Origin of the sequence: Kribbella sp. CA-247076 (assembly GCF_050942445.1) — a bacterium.
Lineage (GTDB): Bacteria > Actinomycetota > Actinomycetes > Propionibacteriales > Kribbellaceae > Kribbella.
In genome coordinates this window covers 5,668,926-5,692,175 of the sequence record NZ_CP192051.1, presented here as the reverse complement: position 1 = coordinate 5,692,175, position 23,250 = coordinate 5,668,926, and the positions used below count along the sequence as shown (strand labels likewise).

Sequence of the window (23,250 nt, the reverse complement as noted above, 5' to 3'; positions counted from 1 at the left end):
CGTCGCGGGGGCGGTTCTTCGTCTGGTTGACTCTCCGGTTACCGGAGGGTGGAGGTTAGGGACATGGCGGCTTTGGTGACGGTGGGAGAGTTCTCCCGCCTGACGCATCTCAGCGTGAAGACGCTGCACCACTACCACGAGATCGGCCTGCTCGCGCCGGCCTCGGTCGACCCGTCGTCCGGGTACCGGCGGTACGGCACCGGCCAGGTCGACACAGCGCTGCTGATCCGGCGGCTCCGGGAGCTCCGGATGCCACTGCCGGAGGTCCGCGACCTGGTCGAGACCTCCGACGGCGCCCGCCGCGAGGAGACGCTGCGGGCCCACCTCGAGCGGATGGAGCAGGAGCTGGCCCACACCCGCGACGTCGTGACGTCGTTGCGCGAGATGCTGACTCCCGGGCAGCCGGACCTGGACGTCGACTACCGCTTCATCCCCGCGTTCCGCGCGTACGGCGTCCGCGACCGGGTCGAGCGCGCGCAGATCGGCCCCTGGTGCGAGCGCACCTTCGCCCGGCTCGGCGCGATCGGCGCGGAGCACGGGATCTTCGCGACCTCCGGAGCGACGTACGGCGACGACTTCTTCGCCGAGGACACCGGCGAGGTGGTCGCGTTCCTCCCGGTCGCGCCGGACCAGGAGCCGGCCGACGGGGTCGAGCTGATCGACCTGCCCGGCGGGTTCTTCGCGATCGGGGTCCACGCCGGATCGCTCACCGACTTCGACCGCACGTACGGCGCGCTCGGCAGTCACGTCGCCGAACACTGCGAGGTCGCTCCCGGACCGATCAGGGAGCTGTACGTCGTCAGTCCGGGCGACGTCGACGACCCGGTCGACTACCGAACCGAGATCTGCTGGCCGATCCAGCGCATCCCCGCACCGAAAGGCTGACCATGTCTATCGCCATCGCCCAAGTCACCTTCGACAGCGACAACCCGCGCGCCCTGGCCGAGTTCTGGTCGGCCGTGCTCGAGCAGCCGGTCGACGACTACGGCAACGAGTTCGTCGCCACCGTCGGTCGCTCGAGCGGCGGCACCGGCCTGATGTTCATCAAGGTGCCGGAGGGGCGCAGCGGCAAGAACCGCTTGCACCTGGACCTGGTCACGGCCGAGTGGTCCACCGAGGTCGACCGCCTCGTCGGCCTCGGGGCCAAGCGCCTCGAGGAGTACGACGAGTTCGACACCCACTGGATCACCTTCGCCGACCCCGAAGGCAACCTCTTCGACCTCGCCGAACTCCGCTGACCCTCCTCTGCCAGGGGTAGCTCACCCGCGCGAGGGAGCCGGATCACCCGTTGTCGGGAAGTGCCGGCGCGCTGTCCCGTCCTACGTTCGGGGCATGGCTGAATCGGATGACGCTCGACGCTGGCCGGCGTACGCGATGGCGGTGTTGATGCTCGGCTATGCGGTGGGCAAGGCCACGTTCGCAGTACAGGCGAGGCTCGGGTTTCCCGGTGGTCCGCCGGTGTCTGCCGCGGAGGCCGCGAACTACTTCCTCGACCCTGCCCTGGCGCAGTGGCTCGCCAGTCTGTCCGGCGTACTGGGTGCGTGCATCGCCGTCGCATCCATCTCGTCGCGGGCGCGCGCCGTACCCAGACCGCTGATGGTGGCAGTGCTGGCGGTGATGACCCTGGCTGTCGTCGGCGGTGGCGGAGTGATGGCGTTGGACGGATTCGTCGGCCTCGGGGTGGGGTGGCGGTGGTACCACGGAGTCGTCGGTCTGTTCGCGATTGCTGTAGCCCTGGAGATGTTCCGCTCCTACCTGACCGCGAGCGCCCGTGTCCGGCGCTGATCGAGCGCGGGTCGGCGGCTACGGTGCCGCCGTACTCGCAACGCTCTACGGATCGATGAAGCTGGCCCAGGCACTCGGTGCCAATGCGTTGGCCGACAAGGACCCCCTACCTCCCGAACTGCGTGCACGCCTGCTCGCACGCGACCCGTTCTTCGTCGCCAGCCATTGGGTCTTGGCCGGTGCGGCCGTCGTCGGTGTCATCGTCGCGCTCGCAACAGTCCGTCCCTGGGGTACGGCGCTCCCACGCCGGCCGCTCGCGGTGGCGACCCTGCTGCTCGGGACGCTGATGATCGCCCGGTCGCTCGGCGCTGTCGGGTTCGGCTTCGTCGGCGATCTGCTGTTGCTGACCGGGATCCGGCCCGCGTCGGGCGAGCACGCCGAGCTGGAGCGCGAGCTGGCGACCTGGGATCTGTTGCTGTGGTCGCCGTTCTTCCTGCTCTGGGGCGCGCTCTGGGCGACAGCCGGGTGGCGGCTCGCACGGCGGCCGCGTACTGATCGGGTGTGGTCCTGATCGGCGAGCAAGGACAGCGCGTGAGACCTCGAACTCTCGCTCACCGTGAACGGCGCTCGGCCAGCCGGTCGTGCAGCTCGCCGTAGTCGCCGGGGAACAGGCCGGGCAGGACCTCCAGCATGTGCTCGAGTTGCCTGACCGTGCTGCCGGAGCTGGGGCCGTTGAGCGAGACGTCGGCGAACAGGTACTGCCAGCCGTACGAGCCCTTGGTGAGCAGGAGGGCGTCGAGGTACTCGGCGTAGGTCAGCTCGAGTTTCAGGTAGCCCGCCGGATACGGAGAGGCGCCGACGTCGGCGAGGTCGGCGTACCAGATCTCGAGCGGAGTCGTCCCCGGCCGCATCCGGAGGTACGAGCGCATGCCGGCGCCGGAGCGTGGTGTCGTGTCGAAGCTGCGCAGCTCGGAGAGGAACTCCCGCTGGAAGTCCGTCGCGTCCGGCATCGCCCCCGGACCTTCCGGCTGATCGAACACGTCGTAGAAGTGCAGGATCCGGAACTCGCCGTACAACTCGGGCAGCCCGTCGGCCGTCTCCCACTGCGCGCCCAGGTTGGTGAACCGCAGCGCGCAGGCCCCCAGGTCCTCGTCCAGCTCAATCTCGTCCCAGTCCTCGTTGTGCTCGTAGAGGGGAAGGAGGTTCTCGAGCGGCTCCGCGAGCTCGTCGCAGTCACCGCACGTGGCGATGAGCGACGGGTGGTCCCGGATGGCGGTCAGCGATTCGGCGTGCCGCTGCTCGTTGGTGGTCAGGTGGGTCACGGGCGCCTCTCGGGTCGGGCAACGGGAACGGGCGGGGCGTCAAGCTATCGCGGTGCCGGGTCCGGGGCCGGTCGGCCTCGGGGCATTGCCAGAGGTCGGGTTGCGGAGCAATGTGGGGTGCGACCGGTGGCGCCGCCGGGGCGCTGCCCTGATGGCAAAGGGGGTGGACCGTGTACGCGCGTTCCACCACGATCAACGCCAAGCCGGAGTCGATCGACGCCGGCATCGCGCAGCTGCGCGACGAGGTGATGCCGATGCTGCTGGACATGGACGGCTGTATCGGGTTGTCCATGCTGTCCGACCGGGAGTCCGGACGGTGCATCGCCACGAGCGCCTGGCAGTCCGAGGAGGCGATGCGGACCTCCGACGAAGAGCTCAGGCCGGTCCGCGACCGGGTCGCCGAGATGATGGGCGGTGGCAGTCCGACCGTCGACGAGTGGGAGATCGCCGTACTCCACCGTGACCACCGTTCCGGAGAAGGTGCCTGTGTCCGGGTCACCTGGGTGCAGGTCGACCGCGCGAACCTGGACCGGGCGATCGACGTCTACAAGCTGGCGTCCTTGCCGCGGCTCGAGGACCTGGCGGGCTTCTGCAGCGCCAGCCTGCTCGTCGACCGCGCCTCCGGCCGCGCCGTCTCCTCCGTCACCTACGACAGCCACGACGCCATGGACAGCAGCCGCGAAGCCGCCGCCTCCATGCGCTCCGCCACCGCGAAGGACGCCGGCGCCAAGGTCCTGGACGTCCGCGAGTTCGACCTCTCCCTGGCGCACCTCCGAGTCCCTGAACTCACCTGACTCAGCGCGGCGACTCGACAGCACGGCCCGGAGTCATGCTCCGGGCCGTCGTTCGTCGTCCCGCACCCTCCGGCAGCTGCTCCGCGCGGTGAGGGTCGGGCCGAGCGCGGATCCGATGTGGGTCAGTCCATCGTGTCGAGGTGGGCTTCCAGCGCCTCCAGGCGGGTGCGCCACAGATCACGGTACGGCTCGAGCCAGGCGTCGACCTCGGCGAGCGGGGCCGGACGCAGGCGGTACCACCGGCGCTGGGCGTCGTGGCGGACCTCCACCAGCCCGGCGTCCCGCAGTACCTTCAGATGCTTCGACACCGCCGGCTGGCTGAGCGAGAGCTCCTCGACCAGCTCACCGACCGGCCGCTCGCCGGTGCGCAGCAGATCCAGGATGTCGCGCCGCCGGCCCTCCGCCAGCACCTCGAACGTACTTGCCATACAAGGAATATACGTCAGAACCCGTGGCCGAACGTCGCCGTGAACGCCTCACCGAACAGCTCGCGCAACTCCGGCTCACCGTCCTCGGCCGCCCAGCGGAGTAGAGCCACGTGCACGACCCCGAGGCACGCGCTCACCGCGGCGCGCGCCTGGAACTCCAGCGCGGGATCCTGCGATCCAGCGCAGATCGCTCCGACGAGTGCCTCCTGAGTCGCGTATTGGCTGTCGAGGTGCCGAGCCTGCAGCGCCGGCGTCGAGATCATCAGCCGCAACCGGGCCAGGTGGAACTCCCGATCAGCGATCGCCTGGTCGTACGTCGCTGCGAGCGTCCGGGCGATCCGTACGACGAGTGGCTCGTCCGCCGGTTGTTCGGTGATGGTCGCGGCGGCCTGCTGGTCGAACTCGTCGTACAGCACGAGGTCTTCCTTCGTGGCGAAGTGCCGGTACACCGTCATCGCCGAGACTCCCGCGGCCGTGGCGACGTCGTTCACCGTGGTCGCGTCGTACCCGCGGTCGACGAACAGTCGGATCGCATGCCGCTGGATCGTGTGCCTGGTCTCGGCTCGGCGGCGCTCGCGGCTACTCATGTGTTAGATTCTAACAACTTGATAGTTTCTAACAGTTTGAGGGGTGGAACGTGAAGAGCAGCAGAGTCGCGCTGGTGACGGGTGCGTCGCGGGGGATCGGGCGGGCGATCGCGGAGCGGTTGGCGGCCGACGGGGTTGAGGTGGCGGTGCACTACCACCGGGACAAGGCGGGTGCGGCCGAGACCTTGGATCGGATCGGCGGGCGTGGATTTCTGATCGGGGCTGAGTTCGGTGTACCTGGCGATGTCGAGGAGGTCTTCGCGCAACTCGAGTCCGGTCTGGAGGGGCGACCGCTGGACATCCTGGTCAACAACGCGGCCGCGCCGCCGGCGGGACCGATCGAGACCGACGATCCGTCGCAGTTCGACCGGCTGATCGCGGTGAATGTGCGGGCGCCATACTTCCTCATCCAGCGCGCTCTCCCGATCATGCGCCACGGCGGCCGGATCATTTCGGTCTCGTCCGTCGCCACCCGGATGGCGAACCCGACTCAGACCTCGTTCGCCATGACCAAGGGCGCGCTCGAGACCATGACCCTCACGCTAGCGCAATCGCTCGGCGTCCGCGGCATCACGGTCAATGCGGTCGCTCCCGGCGCAACCCGCACCGACGCGAACTCAGCCCTCTTCGACAGCCCGGGCCTCGCCGACGCGATCACCGCGCTGACTGCCCTCGACCGCCTCGGTCGAGCCGAGGACGTGGCCGACGCGGTCGCCTTCCTCGCCTCGGACCGCGCCCGCTGGATCACCGGCCAAACCCTCGACACGACCGGCGGATTGTTCCTCGGCCCGCGAGTCGCCTGATCCTGGGTGGCTAGTTGGTGAGGTAGGTGACGACGGCTCGGATTCGGCGGTTGTAGCCGGGGGCGTGGCTGAGGTTCAGTTTGTCGAAGATGGCGTTGGCGTGTTTCTCGACGGCGCTGGACGAGATGAAGAGGCGTTCGGCGATCGCATTGTTGTTGTGACCCTCGGCCATCGCGGCGAGTACCTCGCGTTCGCGGGCGCTCAGGCTCTGCAACGGGTCCGCGTGTGTGGTGCGGGACAGGAGTTGGCGGACGACCTCCGGGTCCAGCGCGACTCCGCCGGATCCGACCCGCTCCAACGCTTCGAGAAACTCTTCGACCCGCATCACCCGGTCCTTCAGCAGGTACCCGATCCGATCCTGCCCCGACGTGATCAGCTCGCTGGCGTACGACTTCTCGACGTACTGCGAGAGGACGAGCACCCCCACGGACGGCCAGCTCTGCCGGATCGCGAGCGCGGCGCGGAGCCCTTCGTCCGTGTGGGTCGGTGGCATCCGTACGTCGACGCACACGACGTCCGGCAGTACGCCCTCGTCGGCGGCCGCTCGCACCACCGCGACCAGCGCATCCCCATCGCCGACTGCGGCCGGTACGTCATGCCCTTCCTCGAGCAGCAGTCGCACCAGCCCTTCCCGCAACAACGTCGAGTCCTCCGCCAGCATCACGCGCATGGGAGCTCCGCATGGATCGTGGTGGGCCCGCCGGGCGGGCTGGTGATGGTCAGTTGGCCGTCGTTCGCCGCGACCCGGCCGGCCAAGCCGGTCAGGCCTCTGCCGTGGGGATCGGCACCACCCCGACCGTTGTCGGTGACAGTGATCACGGTGGTGGTGCCGGTCCGAACCCGGTCCGCGGTCCTGACGGTTGCTGCTGTCTGCTGACTGTGCGGCGGATGGTCCACCTCATCGTCACCAGGCGTGGTCACAACCTCCTGCGTCGTACTGACGCTCACGTCGATCTGAGTCGCGTCGGAATGCTTGATGGCGTTCGTCAGGGCCTCGGAGATGACGAAGTACGCGGCGGTCTCGATCCCCGCGGGCGGGCGATCCGGCAGGTCGTAGTGCAGCCGGACCGGGATGCTGGAGCGTTCGGCGAGGACTCCGATGACGTCGCGGAGCCCGAGTTGGTCGAGCACGGTGGGATAGACGCGCCAGGCGACGTCCCTCAGATCGGCGAGGGCCAGCTCCGACTCCTCGTGTGCTTGGCGGACCAGCTCGGCGGCCTGCGCTGGATCACGAGTTCGGCGCGCGCGACTGAGGAGCAGGCCGAGCGCGACCAGGCGTTGCTGGACGCCGTCGTGCAGATCACGCTCGATCCGGCGGCGCTCGTCGTTCACCACCTCGACCACCTCGGCGCGGCTCACGGTCAGCTCCGAGATCCGGCGGGTGAGCGTCTCCTCGACGGACGGCACCAGGTATCGATGGGCGAGACGGGCGTCCAGATCGACGATGCCGACGAGCCCCATCACGTTGAGATACAGCAGCAGGGCACCCGGAACAGCCGCCACCAGCAGCGTCCCCGTGCTGACCCGGCCGGCGCTCTCGATGAAACCCCACGTCCCGTCCAGGGCCCAGGCGCTGATCATCGTCCCCGCGACGACCAGCCCGTAGAGGAGGAGGAGCACCACCAGTCCGCCGAGGCCTCCGACCATCCAGCGTCTGAGGATGTAGTCGTACGCCGACCGATCGGTATACGGACCGAGGTCCCGGATCGAGTGAAACGTGGCGAGCCGCCGCTGCTCGACCGCGGCAAGTTGCCGTGCGCAACGATGAACGGACCGCTCCACCGCACGCCGGGCGCGCGGCGTCGCGACGACGGGAACCAGCGCGAGCGCGGAGAGAAGCACGAACAGCAGCTCGACGACAGCCGTGAGCGCGCCGGACATGAGACCCGCGAGGGTCGCGATGCTCCGGTGCAGGAGGCTGTGTCGTGGCTGCATGCCCGCAAGCGTAGTGGGCACCGGGCAAGGAGAAACTGCGGTTTTCCTCAGTTTGTACTGTGGGAAACCCCAGGAAAAGACGGCGGTTGGCCGCAATGTGCGGACCCGGTCCGCAGGCCTAGCGTCGTTGCCATGTTCACGACGAAACAGGTGATGATGACCGCGCTGCAGGCGACGCCCGAGCCGACCGGAGTGGCCGGGTGGGCGATCGACCTGATGGAGAAACTCGGTGCACCGGGCGCCGGCATCGCGGTGGCGCTCGAGAACTTGTTCCCGCCGCTGCCGAGCGAGGTGATCCTGCCGCTGGCCGGGTTCGCCGCCAGCCGTGGTGATCTGGGTCTCATCAGCGCGATCGTGTTCACGACCCTCGGATCGGTCATCGGGGCGCTGGCGCTCTACGGCGTGGGTGCGGCGCTGGGACGCACCCGGACCAGGGCGCTGGCGGCGAAGCTCCCCCTGATGAAGATCGAGGACGTGGACAAGGCCGAGGACTGGTTCAACCGGCATGGGCCGAAGGCTGTGCTCATCGGCCGGTTGGTGCCGGTCGTGCGGAGCCTGATCTCGGTGCCGGCCGGGGTCGAGCGGATGTCCGTGCCGCTGTTCCTGCTGCTCACCACGATGGGCAGCTTCCTCTGGAACTCCGCCCTGATCATCGCCGGTTACCAACTAGGCGAGCAATGGCACGTGGTCGAGTCGTCGGTGGGGGTCTTCCAATGGGTCGTGCTCGCCGGTGCGGTCGCTGCGGTGGCGTGGTTCGTGGTGGTCAAGGTTCGGGCCAGGCGTTCGGAATCTGAGAAAGTGAAGTGAGCCGCTAGACTTTGGCTAGGGTCGATCCATCACTGCCGAGCTCAGGAGATGGGTCAGATGCCCTCAGTCGCGTTCGAACCGCAGGTCGTGCCGGAGCCGCCGGTGTGGCCGCAATCCGTGGTCACGGTGGTCGGCAATCCGCGGGCGGGCTCGCGGACGGCGGCGGCTGCTGCGTCGGTTGCCGAACTGCTGGCGTCCGAGCTCGGTACGCCGTACCGGATCGATGAGTTGGTGGACCTGGTGACGTTCGCGCCGGCGATCTTCCAAGGCGAGCGTGCGCGGGAGGTGGAGCGGGCGGCGTTGGAGGATGCGGTTGAGTTGGTGTCCTCGGCGTCGGTGGTTGTGGTGGCTACGCCGGTGTACAAGGGCAGCTATACGGGGTTGCTGAAGAGCTTCCTGGATGTACTGCGGGCGCAGGCGTTGGCCGGCGCGGTCGTGGTGCCGGTCACGGTGGCGGCGGCTGCGAGCCATAAGTTGCTTGCGGATCAGCATTTGCGGCCGGTGCTGGCGGAGCTCGGGGCGAGTCTGCCGGTGCCGGGCGTGGTGCTGGAGGAGCGTGACCTCGAGGATCTGCAGGTGGTGCTGTCGGGGTGGCTTCGCAGCAAAGCCGGGATCGTCCAGGCCACGACCATCGCCCTGCAACCCGTCGCCGAGCCCACCCCGGCGAGGTAGGCGCCGCGGCCGTCCCTGGGGTGGCGAGATGCATGGCAGGTGGTTGGTGGCTGCGCCGCGGGGTGGGTGGAGTGGCGGGATGGGGGTGGAGGAGTGGGTGCCGGGGGATGGCGAGGTGGGTGGCGGGGACTAGCCGCCACCCGCTCACGCCCAACACCTCGCAGGTCGCAGCGGTTAGTCGGTGTGGGTGGGTTGGGTGGGGGTGTGGCGGAGGGTTGTGGTGGCGGGGAGGAGGGTTGAGGTGAAGGTGAGGAGGGCGGCGGCTCCGAGGATGGTCAGGTAGATCCAGAGGGGGCCGGTGGGGAAGGTGGAGTTGGAGACGGTGGTCGTGTAGGGGATCAGGCAGGCCAGGGCGACCAGGGTGCCGAGGGTGATGCCGGTGAGCCAGATCAGGGTGCTCTCAGTGGTGAGCATGCGGAGTACCTGGGCCCGGGTGGAGCCGGTGAGGCGTTGGAGGGCGAACTCGCGGCGCCGGCGCAGGGTGGTCGAGACGAGGGTGTTGACGACCGAGACCGCGGTGTATGCGATCAGCATGCCGACGAGCAGGTAGTTGACCCAGGCCTGCGTCTGCAGGTCTTCGGCGTTGGCGGCGACCAGGCTGTCGCGGTCCGCGACCTGTACGCCGGGGTGCTCGGCGGCGAGTGCGGCCAGCGCAGGGCGTACGTCGGCGCCGGACTCGGAACGAACCAGGATCTGCTTCGTCAGCCCGTCGGTGGTGTGCGCCGCGACCAGTGAGGCGGGCAGGATGACCGACTCGTAGCCGCGTTCGGCTGCGAACAAGGCGACCACCTTCAGCGCGACGGACGTCCCGTCGCCCAAGGTCATCGTGATCTCCGATCCGATCCCGCGGTCGAGCTTGGACGCGACGTACTCCGGCAACGCCACCGTTGACCCGACCAGGCCGGTGAGCGATCCCGCGGTCAGCCGGACCGGCGCCGTACCCGAGGAGTCCTGCGCGTCGACCCCGAGCACGGGAGCGCCCTCTTCGTCGAAGGGAGCGTTGCGCGGCTCGTCGATGACGCCCGTACTGCGGACGAACGCCGAAGCGCTCGCGACACCTGGCACGTTCCGGACCTCGGACAGGAGCGCAGGCGACAGGCCGGCTTCGGAGACGAGTACGGCGTCCGCGCGGAGGTCGCGGGTGAACGCCTCGGAGGCGGCGTGCATCTGCGTCGTCTGCATATACAGGTTGGCGGTCGAGATGCCGACGGCAAGCATCACCGGCATCACGGCGGCCGACATGGCGACCGACCGCGCCGACACGTTGAGGATCGCGAGCCGGCCATTGACCCGGGTCAGCGCCTGGACGGGCCAGCGCCACAGCAGCAGTACCGTTTTGGTCCAGAACGGTCCGAGCAGTGCAACGCCGATCGCCCAGCAGAGGATCGACGGACCGGCGGTCGCACCGGCGAGCGGCCCGGTCATCACAGTCGCGGTCACGATCAGCAGCGTCAGACCACCGCCGAGGAACAGCAGGCCGAAGATCAGCCGCAGCCAGCTGAACCACTTCCGCTGCAGCGAGGCCTCCATCAAGGCCTCGACCGGCCGGATCCTGGCCGACCGGCGGGCCGCGATCAGGGCGGCGCCGATCGCCGCGAGTACGGCGGCACCCGCGCCGGCGGCGAACGGGATCCAGCCCTGGTAGAACGTGATCACCGACGACGCGACCCCGTGCGAGCTGAGCTGCTCGAACAGGAAGCGCCCGAGGAACACCCCGGGTACGACGCCGAGCACCACGGCCGGGATCGACACCAGCATCGCCTCGCCGAGGATCATCCGGCGTACCTGGCCGGGTGTCGTCCCGATGCCGCGCAGCAGGGCGAACTCGCGTTCGCGGTGCTGGGCGGACAAGGCCAGCGTGGAGGCGACGACGAACATCATCGTCATCGCGGCGATCCCACCGAAAGAGCCTGCGATCGCGATCAGTGCTTCCCGCTGTGACACGCCGCCCGGGTGCTCGGCCAGGCCGCGGTCGATGCCGGTGTGGACGGCGATGCCCGGGTCGAGAGCCTCGATCCGGTCCTTCACCGGGGACACATCGGTGCCAGGAGCAACAAGTACGCCGACGACGGCGAAGCGCGTCGGATTGTCGACAATCCGCGCGGCGTCCTGGTCGGAGAAGTAGACGTGACCGGCCGGACCCACGGCGGTGCCGCTGACCGTGAACTCGGTGGCGTTGCCGTTCACGACGAGGGTGACCCGGTCGCCGACCTCAGCGCCCGGCGCGGTCAGGACGACCTGGCCGTCGGCCGGCGCTCGACCCGAAGCCAGGTCAAGCGGGGTGAGAACGGAGGAGCTCCAGTTGTGGCCCTCGGCGGGTGTGGTCGAGCCGCCGTGCACGGTCGCGGCCGGGAAGGTGAAGTCGCCCACCGCCTCTGAAACCCCTTCCACGGAACGGATCTTGTCCAGCAGCGCAGCCGGGACCCCGACGCGCTCGGGGAGCGGCGTCGCGTCCTCGGCGCCGGGGCGAAGATGAGACTGATTGCCGGTGACAACGATCGGTGCGCCGGCGAGGCGTTGCGGTTCGACGTTGGAGCGGATACCGGTCTCCATCAGCCCACCGCACGCCATCACGATCGCGGTCCCGAAGACGACCGCGACGAAGGTGGCGATGAACCCGCCCTTGCGGAACCGCAGCGTCCGGACAGCCAGCCGCATCATCGGGCCACCCCCGAGAAAGCGTGACCGGCGGTGGTGAGCGCGCGGGCGCCGAGATGGGTCATGCGATCGGCGACCTCTTCGGCGGTGGGGGAGGTGAGGCTGCCGGCCAGTACGCCGTCCGCGAGGAAGACGACCTGGTCGGCGTACGACGCGGCGACCGGGTCGTGCGTGACCATGACGACCGTCTGTCCTTGGGTGCGGACCGGCTCGCGCAGCAACTCGAGGACGTCAGCCGCGGTCTGGGTGTCGAGCGCGCCGGTCGGCTCGTCCGCGAAGATCACCGCGGGCCGGGCGACCAGGGCGCGGGCGATGGCGACGCGCTGCTGCTGACCGCCGGACAGTTCGCCGGGGCGGTGCTTGTGGCGGTCACCGAGGCCGACGCGGTCGAGCACGTCGCGGACCGCCGTACGGTTGGGACGGCGGCCGTCGAGTTCCTGCGGCAGGCAGACGTTCTGCCAGACCGTCAGCGCGGGGAGCAGGTTGAAGGACTGGAAGACGAAGCCGATGCGCTCGCGGCGCAGCTCGGTCAGTCGCCGTTCGTTGAGGTCGGCAAGGGATTGGCCGTCGATGTGGACGGTGCCGGAGGTCGGCCGGTCGAGGCCGGCGGCACAGTGCAGGAAGGTGCTCTTGCCGGAGCCGGACGGCCCCATCACCGCGGTGAACGTGCCAGGGGCGAACCCGATGGAGATGCCGTTGAGGGCGGTGACGGCGTTGCTGCCACGGCCGTAGACCCGTCGTACGTCGTGCAGGACGACCGAGTGCCCGGTCCCGCCGACTGTTTCCTGCGACCGTCGCGTCTTCTTCTTCATGCCGCTGACGCTACGGAGAGCGGGCCGCGCTCCCCAGGGTGCTGGACCGCCGCCGGGGGTGGGTGAAAGTCCACCCAGGCTTCAGGACCGTAGTAGCGCGCGGAGGCCGGCGGTGTAGCTCTTCGGGTCGACGTCGCCCATGATCAGGCGCTGGAGCACGAAGCCGGGGACGACGCCGAACATCGCCTGCGCGATGTGCCGCGGGTCGACCGAGGGATCGACCGTGCCGTCGGCCTGGCCGCGCCGGGCGACCTCCTCGAAGTGGCTGCGCAGGTAGGAGTACTTGCCCTGCGCGATCGCCAGGATCACGGGGTTGTGCAGCGCCTCCGCCCAGGCCTGGATGCCGACCCGGGTCACGTCGCCGCCAGGCCGCTCGGCGATCGCGATGACCTGCTCCAGTGCGGCTTCGAGCGCCGCGAACGGGCTGAGCGGCTGCTCGGAGGTCAGCAGCTTCCCGAAGAGTTCGTCGACGGTGCCGAGCGCCTGCTCGGCGATCGCCGCGACGATCTCCTCCTTGCTCTTGAAGTAGCCGTAGACCGCGCCCGCGGACAGCCCGGACTCCCGGATCACGTCGGCCATCGTCGTCTTGTGGAACCCCTCCTCGATCACGCAGCGGCGGGCCGCGTCGACGATCTGCTGACGACGGGCGAGCCGGTGTTCCTCGGTGACCTTGGGCATCTCCGGAACATAAAACGAATGCCCGTTCTTGACAAGTCGGGGTTCATCACGCCAGGCTGGGGGTCAATAAAGAACGGTCATTCGGTTTCCAAGGAGTTCACATGTCCGCTCAGCTGACCGGGCAACGCCCGGTCCATACGCCCGAGCACGCGGCCAAGGCGCCTCGGCAACCGCCGGTGGTCGTGGTCGTCACATTGCTCACCGCGCTCCTCACCGTGCTGCTGATCGCATTCGCCTGGCCGGCTGCCCGGTCCGAGCCACGGGACGTGCCGCTCGCCGTCGCCGGCCCGGCGCCGGCGGTCGCCCAGGTCGAGCAGGGCCTCGAGCAGGCGATGCCCGGTGGTTTCGAGCTCACCGCCGTACCGGATCGGGCGGCCGCGGTGCAGAAGATCGAGGACCGGGACGTGTACGGCGCCATCGTGCTCGACCCGCGGCAGCCGGAGGTGCTGACCGCGTCCGCCGGTGGTCCCGCGGTCGCCCAGATCCTGGCGCAGCTGGCGACGCGGTTGTCGCCGGAGACGCCGGCGAAGGTGACGGACGTCGTACCGCTGCCGGCCGACGATCCCCGGGGTACGGGCCTCGCCGCCGGTGCGTTGCCGCTGGTGCTCGGCGGGATCGCCGCGGCCGCGTTGCTGACCCAGCTCGTGCGGAGCGGGGCGAAGCGCATGGCCGGTGCGGTGGCGTTCGCGGTCACGGGCGGTCTCGCGCTGGGCGCCGTACTGCAGTTCTGGCTCGGATCGTTCGAGGGCAGCTACCTCGCCAACTCGGGCGTGATCGCGCTGTCGATCGCGGCAGTCAGTCTCACCCTGCTTGGGCTGGAGTGGCTGCTCGGGCGGCCGGGGCTCGCGCTCGGCGCGGCGGTGATGATGCTGCTCGGCAACCCGCTGTCGGGCCTGACGAGTGCGCCGGAGATGCTGCCGAGCGGTTGGGGCGCGCTGGGTCAGTTGCTGCCGCCGGGAGCCGCGGGTACGGCGCTTCGTTCGGTGAGCTTCTTCGACGGCGCCGGAGCAGCCGGCCCCCTCGTCGTACTCACGAGCTGGTTGCTCGCCGGACTGGTCCTGTGCGGACTCGGTGCGGTCAGATCGCAACGCGTCGTACGCACCCGTCCAGAGGCCGAAGCAGCTACTGTCTGATTGTCATGACAACGCGGTGACCGGATTGTTACCTGCCGGTCACCGCGTGGCTGCGTTCGGCCGAGGACAACGTTGTCTGTCAAGCATTGACTTGCACGGCCTCGGACTCCTACGGTCGCGAGAAAGCCCAGCGGGTTTGGGTCGGGGTACCGGTATGACAACGATTGCCCGAAGGTGGACGTGATGGTGACAAGGAAACGTTTCAGAGCAGCCGCCGCGGTGAGTGCGTTGCTGCTGGCGGTCTCGGCCTGCAGTCAGGGGTCGACGACCAAGGAGCCGGAGGCTGCCGGCTCCCAGAGCGCCGGGCCGGCGAACCTCAAGATCGCCTACCAGCAGTGGGGCCCGGGCGTGGTGATGAAGAACTTCCTCACCGGCGTCAAGTCCGAGTACGAGGCGGCCAACCCCGGCTCGAAGGTCGAGCTCCTGCCGATCGTGGCCAGTGAGAACGACTACTACACCAAGCTGCAGCTGATGATGCGGTCGCCGAACACCGCTCCGGACGTGGTCTACGAGGACACGTTCCTGATCAACTCCGACATCACCGCCGGCTACCTGCGCCCGCTCGACGACTACATCAAGGACTGGGACCAGTGGGGCCAGTTCGAGGAGACCGCCAAGGGCGCGGCGAAGGCGCTGGACGGCAAGACCTACGGCATTCCGGACGGCACCGACACCCGGGCGCTGTGGTACAACAAGCAGCTGTTCGCCAAGGCCGGGCTGCCTGCGGACTGGCAGCCGAAGACCTGGGACGACGTGCTCAGCGCGGCCCGGACCATCAAGGAGAAGGTCCCCGGTGTCATCCCGCTGAACGTCTACTCGGGCAAGCCGATGGGTGAGGCCTCGGCCATGCAGGGCTTCGAGATGCTGCTCTACGGCACCAAGGACTCGCTGTACAACAACGACCAGCAGAAGTGGGTCGTCGGCAGCCAGGGCTTCAAGGACTCGCTGAACTTCATCAAGACGATCTTCACCGAAGGCCTCGCGCCGACGCCGAAGCAGGCGCTCGACCCGAACATGGGCAGCAAGGTCGGCACCGAACTGCTGCCCGGCGGCAAGCTGGCGATCGCGCTCGACGGCTCGTGGATCTACGGCAACTGGCAGAAGACCGGTGCGAAGCCGTGGCCGCAGTGGAGCGAGGTGCTCGGCCAGACCGCGATGCCGACGCAGGACGGCGGCGGCAAGGGCAAGGTCAGCCTCTCCGGCGGCTGGACCTGGGCGATCCCGGCCAAGTCGAAGAACCCGGACGCGGCCTGGAACCTGATCAAGACGCTGCAGACCCCGAAGAACGCGGCCAAGTACGCCACCGACGGCGCGCAGATCGCCGTCCGCAAGGACGTCGCCGCCGACGAGACCTACAAGACGTCCGCGAAGAGCACCCAGTTCTTCACCGACCTGGTGTCCGTCACCGTCTACCGGCCGGCGTACGCGGAGTACCCGAAGGTCTCGAACGAGATCATCACCGCGATGGAAGCGGTGATGACCGGGCAGTCGACGCCGGACGAGGCCGCGAAGAACTACGACGAGGCGGTCGAAGGGATCGTCGGCAAGGACAAGACGACCACCGAGAGCGGCGGCCAGTAGCCCCCGTCCGACGAAGGATCTGCCCCTGTGACGACGACAGTCGCTCCCACCGCGGCCGCTCCTGCTCCGTCCGGTAAGAACGCCGGGCGGGGCGGTCGGCCGCGGGCCGCCAAAGTAGTCCGGATGCTGCCCCTCGGTCCGGCCATCGGACTGATGGTGGTCTTCCTGGCCGGACCGATCATCTACTGCCTCTACGCCGCGTTCACCAACATGGCGCTCACCGGCACCGGTGCGAACGAGGTGCAGTTCGTCGGTCTGGACAACTTCCGCAAGGCGTTCTCCAGCGGCGCGTTCACCAACGCGATCTGGCTGACCCTGGTGTTCACGCTGATCTCCGCGATCATCGGCCAGAACACCCTCGGTCTCGGCCTGGCGTTGCTGATGCGCCGGTCCACCAAGGTGGTGCGCAACTTCGTCGGCACCGCGGTGATCGGCGCCTGGGTCCTGCCGGAGGTCGTCGCGGCGTACCTGCTCAGCGCGTTCTTCAACGAGGAGGGCACGCTGAACGTGATGCTGGACGCGGTCGGCCTGCCCAGCCAGGACTGGTTGTACGCGGCACCGATCATCGCGGTGTCGCTGGCCAACATCTGGCGCGGTACGGCGTTCTCGATGCTGGTGTACTCCGCCGCCCTGAGCGAAGTACCCAAGGAGATCGAGGAGTCGGCCGAGATGGACGGCGCGACCGGCGTCCGGCGGCTGCTGTTCGTCACGCTGCCGATGATCAGCCGGGCGATCATGACCAACCTGATGCTGATCACGCTGCAGACGCTGAGCGTGTTCGGCCTCATCTTCGCGATGACCCGCGGCGGGCCCGGCACCAAGAGCCAGACGCTGCCGCTGTACATGTACGAGCAGGCGTTCAGCTTCTCCCAGATCGGCTACGGTACGGCGATCGCGCTGGTGATGCTGGCGATCGGCGCGGTGTTCTCGCTGATCTACCTGCGTGGACTCAATTCGGAGGCCGCATGATTGCGCGTGACCGGCTCAGCAAGCTCACGTCGAACGTGGTGCTGCTGGCGATCGGCGTACTGTTCGTGCTGCCGCTGCTCTGGGTGCTGTTCGCGTCGATCAACCGGACCGCGGGGCTGCGGGTCGAGTTCCCGACGTCGCCGACGCTGGGCAACTTCAAGGCGGTGCTGAACACCGACACGACCTATCGGCCGGTGCTCAACGGCATCGTGCTGTGCGGCGGGTCGGCGCTGCTCACGATGATCTGTGCCGTGCTGGCGGCGTACCCGTTGTCGCGGTTCAAGTCGCGGTTCAACCGGCCGTTCCTGCTGACCGTGCTGTTCGTGACCGGGTTGCCGATCACCGCGGTGATGGTGCCGGTGTACGGCCTGTTCGTGCAGCTCAACCTGGTCGACACGATCGGCGGCACGATCATGTTCATGGCGACCTCGTCGTTGCCGTTCGCGATCTGGCTGACGAAGACGTTCATGGACGGCGTACCGATCTCCCTCGAGGAGGCCGCCTGGGTCGACGGCGCCGGCAGCATGCAGGCGCTCCGGTCGATCGTGCTGCCGCTGATGTGGCCGGGGATCGCGGTCGTGCTGATCTTCACCTTCATCGGGATGTGGGGGAACTTCTTCGTCCCCTTCATGCTGCTGCTGTCCCCGGAGCGGTTGCCGGCCTCGGTCAGCATCTTCACCTTCTTCGGCCAGTACGGCGAGCCGAACTACGGCCAGCTGGCGGCGTACTCGCTGATCTACACGACTCCGGTGCTGCTGCTGTACCTGCTGCTGAGCCGCAAGCTCGGCGGGGCGTTCGCGCTCGGCGGCGCGATCAAGGGCTAGGGCTCGATAAACCCGGCGACGTTGGCGGTCATCCCCGGAATACTGGTCGCTCATGGATGAGGTCGAAGTCGTCGTCGCCCATTCCGAGCGCACGACCCTGCGTGTCGGCGACGTGTTCCTGAAGGTGGACGCCGATCAGGCGCGGCTCGACACCGAGGTCGCGGCGGTGGCCCTGGCGCCGGTCCCGACCCCGGAAGTGCTGTGGCACAAGCCGCACGTGCTGGCGATCGCCGCGGTCAAGGGAACGGCGCTCGGCGTCCTCGGCGAGCCGTCGACCGCGTCCTCAGCGGCGTGGGCGGCGGCGGGGGCCGCGATCCGGAAGTTGCACGAGGCACCGTTACCGCACTGGCCGCGGCGGGGCAAGGATCTCGACGAGTTGGCGGCGGACCTCGACGCCGAGTGCGAGCTGCTCGTGTCGAACGGCGTCCTGCCCGCCGACCTCGTCACCCGCAACCGCAAGGTCGCCGAGGCCGCGCTCCGGCCGTGGACTCCGAGGTTCACGCACGGCGACCTGCAGATCACGCACATCTTCGTCGACGGCGACGAGGTCACCGGCATCATCGACTGGTCCGAGGCGGGCCCGGGCGATCCCCTCTTCGACCTCGCCATCCTGACGCTCGGACATGAGGAGCGCCTCGCCGACGTCGTCGCCGGGTACGGCGCTGACGTCGACCTGGACGTGATCCGCGCATGGTGGTCGTTGCGCAGCCTCTCGGCGATTCGCTGGCTGGCCGAGCACGGCTTCGACCCGTTCGCGCCGGGCTGCGAGGTCGACGTACTGAAAGCCCGGATGTAAAGGGCGCCGACTAGGCGTGGTCGGTCAGGGTCTGGCGGGTCTGCTTCCAGAACTCGAGCTTCTGCGCGAACGTCCAGTCCCATTGGGGATCGGGCATGGCCTGGATGTAGCGGTCGAGCGCCACGGGGGCTAGCCGGGCGGTTGCCTCCGGCAAGCTCTCGGTGACCAGCGCCAGGCGGACGACGAAGGTGACCAGGCGAGTCAGCCGCGAGTGGTCGGGTGACTCTTTCAGCTGAGCTCGGAGTTGTTTGATGGTGCGTACGGCGGTGCGGTGTTCGGCGCGGCCCGGCGTCGGGGTGAGCTCGTCGGCCGGGATGCCGAGGAGTTCCGCCACGTCGTCCAGCGGTACGTCGGCGGGCGTGGTCGACTTGCGCAGCCGGCGAGGACGGTCGGCCTGGATCCGTTCGGCGAGCTGATCGAGGAGTACGTCGAGGCCGCTGACTACCGCGGGGAGCGCGAGATCCGCGGTCTTGCGGCGATTGGTGGCCAGGGCGGTGACGCGGTCGTAGTCGGCCTCGACCACCGCACGCACGTCCGGCGGCCAGTCGTCGAGGCCGGCGAGTTGTTCCTGCTTCGGCGCGGACGGGTTGAGATCGCCGGCGCTCAACGGCTTGGCGCCGGAACGTGCCGCGCTGATCTCCTCTTCGAGCTTCTTCTGCGGACCCGGAACGATTGAGCTCACCCGACCACAGTACGCAGCTTCGCGGATTGGAACAGCGGGCGGGCGTTCGCTGGGGTCGTGCACCCGCCCGCTGGTTCACGGGACCCGGTTCTGACAGCTAAGACCAAGCATCACGGCCGGGTGTGACACGCCACGGCGCGCGGAGCGGTGTCAGGGGTTGAGGAAGGCCAGGACGGCCAGGACTCGGCGGTGGTCTTCGGGCTGGGGTGGGAGGTCGAGTTTGGTGAGGATGCTGCTGATGTGGCTCTCGATCGTCTTCGGGGTGAGGGTCAGGTGGCGGCAGATGGCGGTGTTGGAGCGGCCTTGGGCCATCAGGGCGAGGACCTGGCGTTCGCGATCGCTGAGGATGGCGAGGTTGTCGCGGGTGGAGCGGCGGCCCAGGAGGTAGGCGACGACGTCCGGATCGAGGACGGTGCCGCCGCCGGCGACCCGGGTGACGGCGTCGGTGAGCGTGGAGACGTCGACGACGCGGTCCTTCAGCAGGTAGCCGAAGCCGCGGGGCGATTGGCGGGCCAGGCCGGCGGCGTACCGGCTCTCCAGGGACTGGGAGAGCAGGAGGATGCCCAGATCGGGATGACGAACTCGCAGGTCTGTGGCCGCGCGGGCACCTTCGTGCGTGTACGTCGGAGGCATGCGAATGTCGATCACGGCAACGTCGGGCTTCTCGGCGTCCACGGCTTCCACGAGCGAGTCGGCGTCGCCGGTGAGGGCGCAGACCTCCAGACCGGCCTCGGCGAGCAGGCGGGCCAGGCCCTCGCGCAGCAGGACGGAATCATCCGCGATCACGACTCGCACATCAGTCCTCGACTTCTCTCGAGACGGGCAGTTCCGCGGTGAGTCGGGTGCCGGTCGGGGCGGTGGCGATGGTCAGGCGGCCGTTGAGGGCTTCGGCGCGGTCGGTCAGGCCACGGAGGCCGCGGCCGTCCGGGTCGGCTCCGCCGCGGCCGTCGTCTTCGACGCGTACGACGAGACGCTCGTACTCGACCGTGGCTGCGACGGTCAGCCGCGTGGCATTGGCGTGCTTGACCGCGTTGGTGACGGCTTCGCAGATGATGAACCAGGCTGTGGCCTCGACGGCGGCGGGGAGGCGGGTGGTGGTGACGTCGAGGTCGACCAGGAGCGGGAGGCGGTTGGCGAGGTCCTCGGCGGCGGGCGCGAGGCCGGCGTCGCCGACCGGGTAGAGGCCGTTCGCGAGCTCGCGGAGTTCGGCGACCGCGGCACGCAGTTCGACGATCGCACAGTCGATCGCCTGGTTGAGAGCGGTCGCGCTGCCGACGGTCCGGTTGGGGTTGGCCGGGTTGTCGGTGGTTCGGGTCAGCGCGTTGAGTTGGGTGGCTCGGAGATTCATCGCCAGGGCGAGCAGGTGCTGCTGGGCGCCGTCGTGCAGGTCGCGTTCGATGCGGCGGCGTTCGGCGAGTTGGGCGGCGGCGATCCGGGCCCGGGACTCGCGGACCTCGACAAGCTGCAGGCTGATGGCGGCGCGCAGACCGGCGTTCTCCAGCTCCGGCAGCGCCTCGGTCGCCGCAACCTGGACGAGGTCCCGGTCGAGCCGCGCGAGCCAGGAGATCCGGGCGACATCCTGATCGAGCCGCCGCACCACGACATGATGACCAGTGCCGGGGCCAACTGATTCGCCGGTGTCGGTGACCCACTGGTGGCGGTCGCCGACCCAGTAGGCGACGCGCAGCGCGGGATCGCCGAGCGCCTGCCGCAGTACCTCCTCGACGGTTCGGCCGCCGGGTGAACGCACAAAGGCGCGGATCAGCTGCACCGTGTCGAACCGCCGCCGGTTGAACCGCCGGTCGACGGCCTCTTGGAAGGCCCGGTAGACCGGCCCGGCCAGCGCGACCGCCGACAGCGTGCCGAGAACGGCCGGGATCTGCGAGTCGCTGCGGCCCCCGATCACCTGGCCAGCGGTGATCGCGACGGCCGCGAAGGTGAACCCGAGCACGCCCGAGACGAGCAGGTACGCGACCGCCCGGCTGAGGATGCGCTCGACGTCGTACAGGTGGTACTGCGCGATCGCGAGCCCGGTCGCGACCGGGATGACCACGATGAATCCGCTGGTTGCGATGAGCAGCAGCACCGGGTGTTCGTCCGCGGCGTAGAAGGCGATCGCGACGAAGACGGGCAACGGTACGACGGCCACGGCCAGCCAGAGGAGTTGGCGGCGCTCGACTCCCGCGGCACGACGGAACCTGATCAGGAGCGAGAGACCCGCGACCACCAGCGCGACCGCGGTCAGGACACCCGCGACGGCGCGCATCGGCTGGAGGTCGAGCAGCGCCGTGACGATCCACACGGTGCCGACGGCAACTGTCGCCGGAGGCACCCAACGCCACAAGGGCCGGCCCGTCGGGGTGAGGTGAAGGATCAGCGCCAGCAGCACGAACCACGTGATGAACGTGATCTCGGCCAGTGCCGCGGCCACGCCGGACTCGTACAGACCGGCGTACCCCTCGAGTACGCCGGTCAGCGCGAGACTGCCGCCGAGCGCGAGGAACAACCAGCCGACCGGATGCTCGGGTCGGCGGAATGCCAGCGCCGCACCGACGGCCGAGGCGCTGATCAGAGCGACGACGAACAGGAGATCGTCCAGGCCGAACAGCCAGACCAGCGGCCGCCCGGAGATCGGGAGCCGCCCAGAGCTCACGAGCCGGTGCTCGAGCACGAACGCGGCAGCGACGGCCAGCGCGATGGCTGCGCAGGCCGCGAACGCCAGACCGCGAGTTCGTCGTTCCCCCACACCCCGATGGTGGCACCGAAAGCCGCGCAGGTCTTCGGGGCAGACCCTGATCGGAAGTCCGGTGACTGCCCCGACGCGGCGGACGGCCGCCGAGGCGCACAGTCGAGGCACCGACTCAGGGAGGGAACCATGAAGACGACCGTTGCTCTCATCGCGGCACCACTGCTCGCCGTGGCGGCACGCCTGCTGATGACGCCGGAGTACCAGGACGACGCCGACCAGTTCGATACCACGCGCTACCTCGCCGCGCTGACCGAGGCCGGCGCTCGCAACGATGCCGGTGCGCTGATCGCCACGCTCAGCGCGATGCTGTACGTCGCGTCCGCGCTCGCACTCGCGGGGATCGTGAAGAGCCGGCTCGGGACGGTCGGTGCCGCGCTGAGCATCGTCGGCGCGTTCGGGCTCGCGGCGCATGCGGTCTTCGTGCTGACGGCCGGGCGGCTGAGGGAGGAGAGCGACCGCGGCGCCGCGGCGGCGCTGCTGGAACGGCTGTACAACGCACCCGTGTTCACGGTGTTCTTCCTGGCGACCCTCGCGGGTGCGGTCGGCGCCGTCCTGCTGGCGATCGGTCTGTACCGCGGCCGGCAGGTGCCACGGGGAGCGGCGCTGCTGTGGGGCATCGGAGGAGCCGGCCTGATGGTGACCACGCAGGGTCCGTTGCTGTCCTTCGTTGTCGGCGGCGCGCTGCTGGCACTGGCCGGGCTGACCTGGATCGCCGTCGGTACGACGGAGCGCGAGCCTGTCGAGGTTGGTTACCCGGAGTGATCATATTCGCGGACGATGATTGACAACCTGTGATCGGCGAGGGCTGCCGCTGGGGGGCGGTTTTCGTTACCTTGGGGTATTGGTCCCTCGATCTGCAGGAGGCTCCGTGAAGATCAACGACGTACTGCGCGGCAAGGGCAACCAGGTCGTCACCATCTCCCCAGAAGCCACCGTCACCGAACTGCTCAGCCTGCTGGCCGACCACAACATCGGCGCCGTCGTGGTGAGCCCGGACGGATCCTCCGTGGCCGGCATCGTCTCCGAACGTGACGTGGTCCGGCTCTGGAACGGCACCCCGGACGCGGGAGACGTCCGGGTCAGCTCGATCATGACGGCCGACGTCGCCACCTGCGGGCCGGACGACCACATCGACAACCTGATGCGGCTGATGACGGACCGCCGGATCCGGCACGTCCCGGTGGTCGTCGACGGCGCGCTGACCGGGCTGGTCAGCATCGGCGACGTGGTCAAGTCCCGGATCGGCGAGCTCGAGTTCGAACGCGAGCAGCTCTCGAACTACATCAGCAGCTGAC

26 protein-coding genes are annotated in these 23,250 nt (G+C 69.0%); 15 read left to right on the top strand and 11 right to left on the bottom strand.

The genetic code is table 11. The annotated features are described in order from the left end of the window. The first annotated feature begins 63 nt into the window (after positions 1–63). From ACQPYZ_RS26835 to ACQPYZ_RS26820, 4 genes are all read left to right on the top strand, one after another. Positions 64–885, top strand: a complete 822-nt coding sequence (locus tag ACQPYZ_RS26835; RefSeq protein WP_433160946.1) for a MerR family transcriptional regulator — start codon at positions 64–66, stop codon at positions 883–885. Between the two features lie 2 nt (positions 886–887). Then, on the top strand, positions 888–1,238 hold the full coding sequence (locus tag ACQPYZ_RS26830; protein WP_433160944.1) for a VOC family protein: 351 nt from the start codon (positions 888–890) through the stop codon (positions 1,236–1,238). Positions 1,239–1,332: 94 nt separating this feature from the next. After that, positions 1,333–1,785, top strand: coding sequence for a hypothetical protein (locus tag ACQPYZ_RS26825; RefSeq protein ID WP_433160942.1), 453 nt, complete (start codon positions 1,333–1,335; stop codon positions 1,783–1,785). Further along, complete coding sequence (locus ACQPYZ_RS26820; RefSeq protein WP_433160940.1) at positions 1,772–2,296, top strand: DUF3995 domain-containing protein; 525 nt, start codon at positions 1,772–1,774, stop codon at positions 2,294–2,296. Before ACQPYZ_RS26825 ends, ACQPYZ_RS26820 begins: the two co-directional genes overlap by 14 nt. 40 nt (positions 2,297–2,336) lie before the next feature. On the opposite strand, the gene ACQPYZ_RS26815 is transcribed toward ACQPYZ_RS26820, so the two are convergent. After that, positions 2,337–3,047, bottom strand: coding sequence for a hypothetical protein (locus ACQPYZ_RS26815; RefSeq protein ID WP_433160939.1), 711 nt, complete (start codon positions 3,045–3,047; stop codon positions 2,337–2,339). 170 nt (positions 3,048–3,217) lie between these two features. On the opposite strand from ACQPYZ_RS26815, the gene ACQPYZ_RS26810 reads away from it, so the two are divergent. After that, positions 3,218–3,841, top strand: coding sequence for an antibiotic biosynthesis monooxygenase (locus ACQPYZ_RS26810; protein WP_433160937.1), 624 nt, complete (start codon positions 3,218–3,220; stop codon positions 3,839–3,841). Between the two features lie 122 nt (positions 3,842–3,963). Here the strand turns inward: ACQPYZ_RS26810 and ACQPYZ_RS26805 are convergent, their stop codons facing one another. After that, positions 3,964–4,269, bottom strand: a complete 306-nt coding sequence (locus ACQPYZ_RS26805; protein ID WP_433160935.1) for an ArsR/SmtB family transcription factor — start codon at positions 4,267–4,269, stop codon at positions 3,964–3,966. A 14-nt stretch (positions 4,270–4,283) separates the two neighbouring features. Beyond that, positions 4,284–4,856: a TetR/AcrR family transcriptional regulator gene (locus ACQPYZ_RS26800; protein ID WP_433160934.1), complete on the bottom strand. Its 573-nt coding sequence runs from the start codon at positions 4,854–4,856 to the stop codon at positions 4,284–4,286. A gap of 50 nt (positions 4,857–4,906) precedes the next feature. Between ACQPYZ_RS26800 and ACQPYZ_RS26795 the strand changes: the two genes are divergently transcribed. Beyond that, positions 4,907–5,659, top strand: coding sequence for an SDR family NAD(P)-dependent oxidoreductase (locus ACQPYZ_RS26795; RefSeq protein ID WP_433160932.1), 753 nt, complete (start codon positions 4,907–4,909; stop codon positions 5,657–5,659). A 10-nt stretch (positions 5,660–5,669) separates the two neighbouring features. On the opposite strand, the gene ACQPYZ_RS26790 is transcribed toward ACQPYZ_RS26795, so the two are convergent. Continuing rightward, the gene (locus ACQPYZ_RS26790) at positions 5,670–6,329 is read right to left on the bottom strand and encodes a response regulator transcription factor (protein WP_433160930.1); all 660 of its coding nucleotides are present in this window, start codon (positions 6,327–6,329) and stop codon (positions 5,670–5,672) included. After that, entirely contained in the window at positions 6,320–7,594 is a 1,275-nt protein-coding gene (locus ACQPYZ_RS26785) for a sensor histidine kinase (RefSeq protein ID WP_433160928.1), read from the bottom strand. The genes ACQPYZ_RS26790 and ACQPYZ_RS26785 overlap by 10 nt, the downstream gene beginning before the upstream one ends. 132 nt (positions 7,595–7,726) lie before the next feature. Between ACQPYZ_RS26785 and ACQPYZ_RS26780 the strand changes: the two genes are divergently transcribed. After that, on the top strand, positions 7,727–8,401 hold the full coding sequence (locus tag ACQPYZ_RS26780) for a DedA family protein (protein WP_433160927.1): 675 nt from the start codon (positions 7,727–7,729) through the stop codon (positions 8,399–8,401). A 57-nt stretch (positions 8,402–8,458) separates the two neighbouring features. Beyond that, positions 8,459–9,073 (top strand): NADPH-dependent FMN reductase, encoded by a 615-nt coding sequence (locus ACQPYZ_RS26775; protein WP_433160925.1) that lies wholly within the window; start codon positions 8,459–8,461, stop codon positions 9,071–9,073. Between the two features lie 174 nt (positions 9,074–9,247). Here the strand turns inward: ACQPYZ_RS26775 and ACQPYZ_RS26770 are convergent, their stop codons facing one another. The 3 genes from ACQPYZ_RS26770 to ACQPYZ_RS26760 form a co-directional block, all read right to left on the bottom strand. Continuing rightward, positions 9,248–11,734: an FtsX-like permease family protein gene (locus ACQPYZ_RS26770; RefSeq protein ID WP_433160924.1), complete on the bottom strand. Its 2,487-nt coding sequence runs from the start codon at positions 11,732–11,734 to the stop codon at positions 9,248–9,250. Next, positions 11,731–12,543, bottom strand: a complete 813-nt coding sequence (locus ACQPYZ_RS26765) for an ABC transporter ATP-binding protein (protein ID WP_433160923.1) — start codon at positions 12,541–12,543, stop codon at positions 11,731–11,733. The genes ACQPYZ_RS26770 and ACQPYZ_RS26765 overlap by 4 nt, the downstream gene beginning before the upstream one ends. Positions 12,544–12,624: 81 nt before the next feature. Beyond that, positions 12,625–13,221 carry a TetR/AcrR family transcriptional regulator gene (locus ACQPYZ_RS26760; RefSeq protein ID WP_433160921.1) on the bottom strand — a complete coding sequence of 199 codons (597 nt, stop codon included), beginning with the start codon at positions 13,219–13,221 and terminating at the stop codon, positions 12,625–12,627. 101 nt (positions 13,222–13,322) lie between these two features. Between ACQPYZ_RS26760 and ACQPYZ_RS26755 the strand changes: the two genes are divergently transcribed. The 5 genes from ACQPYZ_RS26755 to ACQPYZ_RS26735 all read left to right on the top strand — a co-directional run bounded on the left by ACQPYZ_RS26755 (position 13,323) and on the right by ACQPYZ_RS26735 (position 18,524). Further along, complete coding sequence (locus tag ACQPYZ_RS26755; RefSeq protein ID WP_433160920.1) at positions 13,323–14,354, top strand: hypothetical protein; 1,032 nt, start codon at positions 13,323–13,325, stop codon at positions 14,352–14,354. Positions 14,355–14,573: 219 nt separating this feature from the next. After that, positions 14,574–15,935, top strand: a complete 1,362-nt coding sequence (locus ACQPYZ_RS26750; protein WP_433160918.1) for an extracellular solute-binding protein — start codon at positions 14,574–14,576, stop codon at positions 15,933–15,935. Positions 15,936–16,058: 123 nt separating this feature from the next. Beyond that, positions 16,059–16,904 (top strand): carbohydrate ABC transporter permease, encoded by an 846-nt coding sequence (locus tag ACQPYZ_RS26745; RefSeq protein ID WP_433160916.1) that lies wholly within the window; start codon positions 16,059–16,061, stop codon positions 16,902–16,904. Next, complete coding sequence (locus tag ACQPYZ_RS26740; RefSeq protein WP_433160914.1) at positions 16,901–17,728, top strand: carbohydrate ABC transporter permease; 828 nt, start codon at positions 16,901–16,903, stop codon at positions 17,726–17,728. The genes ACQPYZ_RS26745 and ACQPYZ_RS26740 overlap by 4 nt, the downstream gene beginning before the upstream one ends. 52 nt (positions 17,729–17,780) lie before the next feature. Further along, on the top strand, positions 17,781–18,524 hold the full coding sequence (locus tag ACQPYZ_RS26735) for a phosphotransferase family protein (protein ID WP_433160912.1): 744 nt from the start codon (positions 17,781–17,783) through the stop codon (positions 18,522–18,524). Between the two features lie 10 nt (positions 18,525–18,534). Here the strand turns inward: ACQPYZ_RS26735 and ACQPYZ_RS26730 are convergent, their stop codons facing one another. The 3 genes from ACQPYZ_RS26730 to ACQPYZ_RS26720 all read right to left on the bottom strand — a co-directional run bounded on the left by ACQPYZ_RS26730 (position 18,535) and on the right by ACQPYZ_RS26720 (position 21,952). Continuing rightward, on the bottom strand, positions 18,535–19,206 hold the full coding sequence (locus ACQPYZ_RS26730; RefSeq protein ID WP_433160911.1) for a hypothetical protein: 672 nt from the start codon (positions 19,204–19,206) through the stop codon (positions 18,535–18,537). Between the two features lie 150 nt (positions 19,207–19,356). After that, positions 19,357–19,992 carry a response regulator transcription factor gene (locus ACQPYZ_RS26725; protein ID WP_433160909.1) on the bottom strand — a complete coding sequence of 212 codons (636 nt, stop codon included), beginning with the start codon at positions 19,990–19,992 and terminating at the stop codon, positions 19,357–19,359. Between the two features lie 10 nt (positions 19,993–20,002). Beyond that, positions 20,003–21,952, bottom strand: coding sequence for a histidine kinase (locus tag ACQPYZ_RS26720; protein WP_433160907.1), 1,950 nt, complete (start codon positions 21,950–21,952; stop codon positions 20,003–20,005). Positions 21,953–22,081: 129 nt separating this feature from the next. Between ACQPYZ_RS26720 and ACQPYZ_RS26715 the strand changes: the two genes are divergently transcribed. Together ACQPYZ_RS26715 and ACQPYZ_RS26710 are read left to right on the top strand one after the other, a co-directional pair. Then, positions 22,082–22,717 carry a hypothetical protein gene (locus tag ACQPYZ_RS26715; RefSeq protein ID WP_433160905.1) on the top strand — a complete coding sequence of 212 codons (636 nt, stop codon included), beginning with the start codon at positions 22,082–22,084 and terminating at the stop codon, positions 22,715–22,717. 106 nt (positions 22,718–22,823) lie between these two features. After that, positions 22,824–23,249: a CBS domain-containing protein gene (locus ACQPYZ_RS26710; protein ID WP_433160904.1), complete on the top strand. Its 426-nt coding sequence runs from the start codon at positions 22,824–22,826 to the stop codon at positions 23,247–23,249. Position 23,250 lies beyond the last annotated feature (1 nt).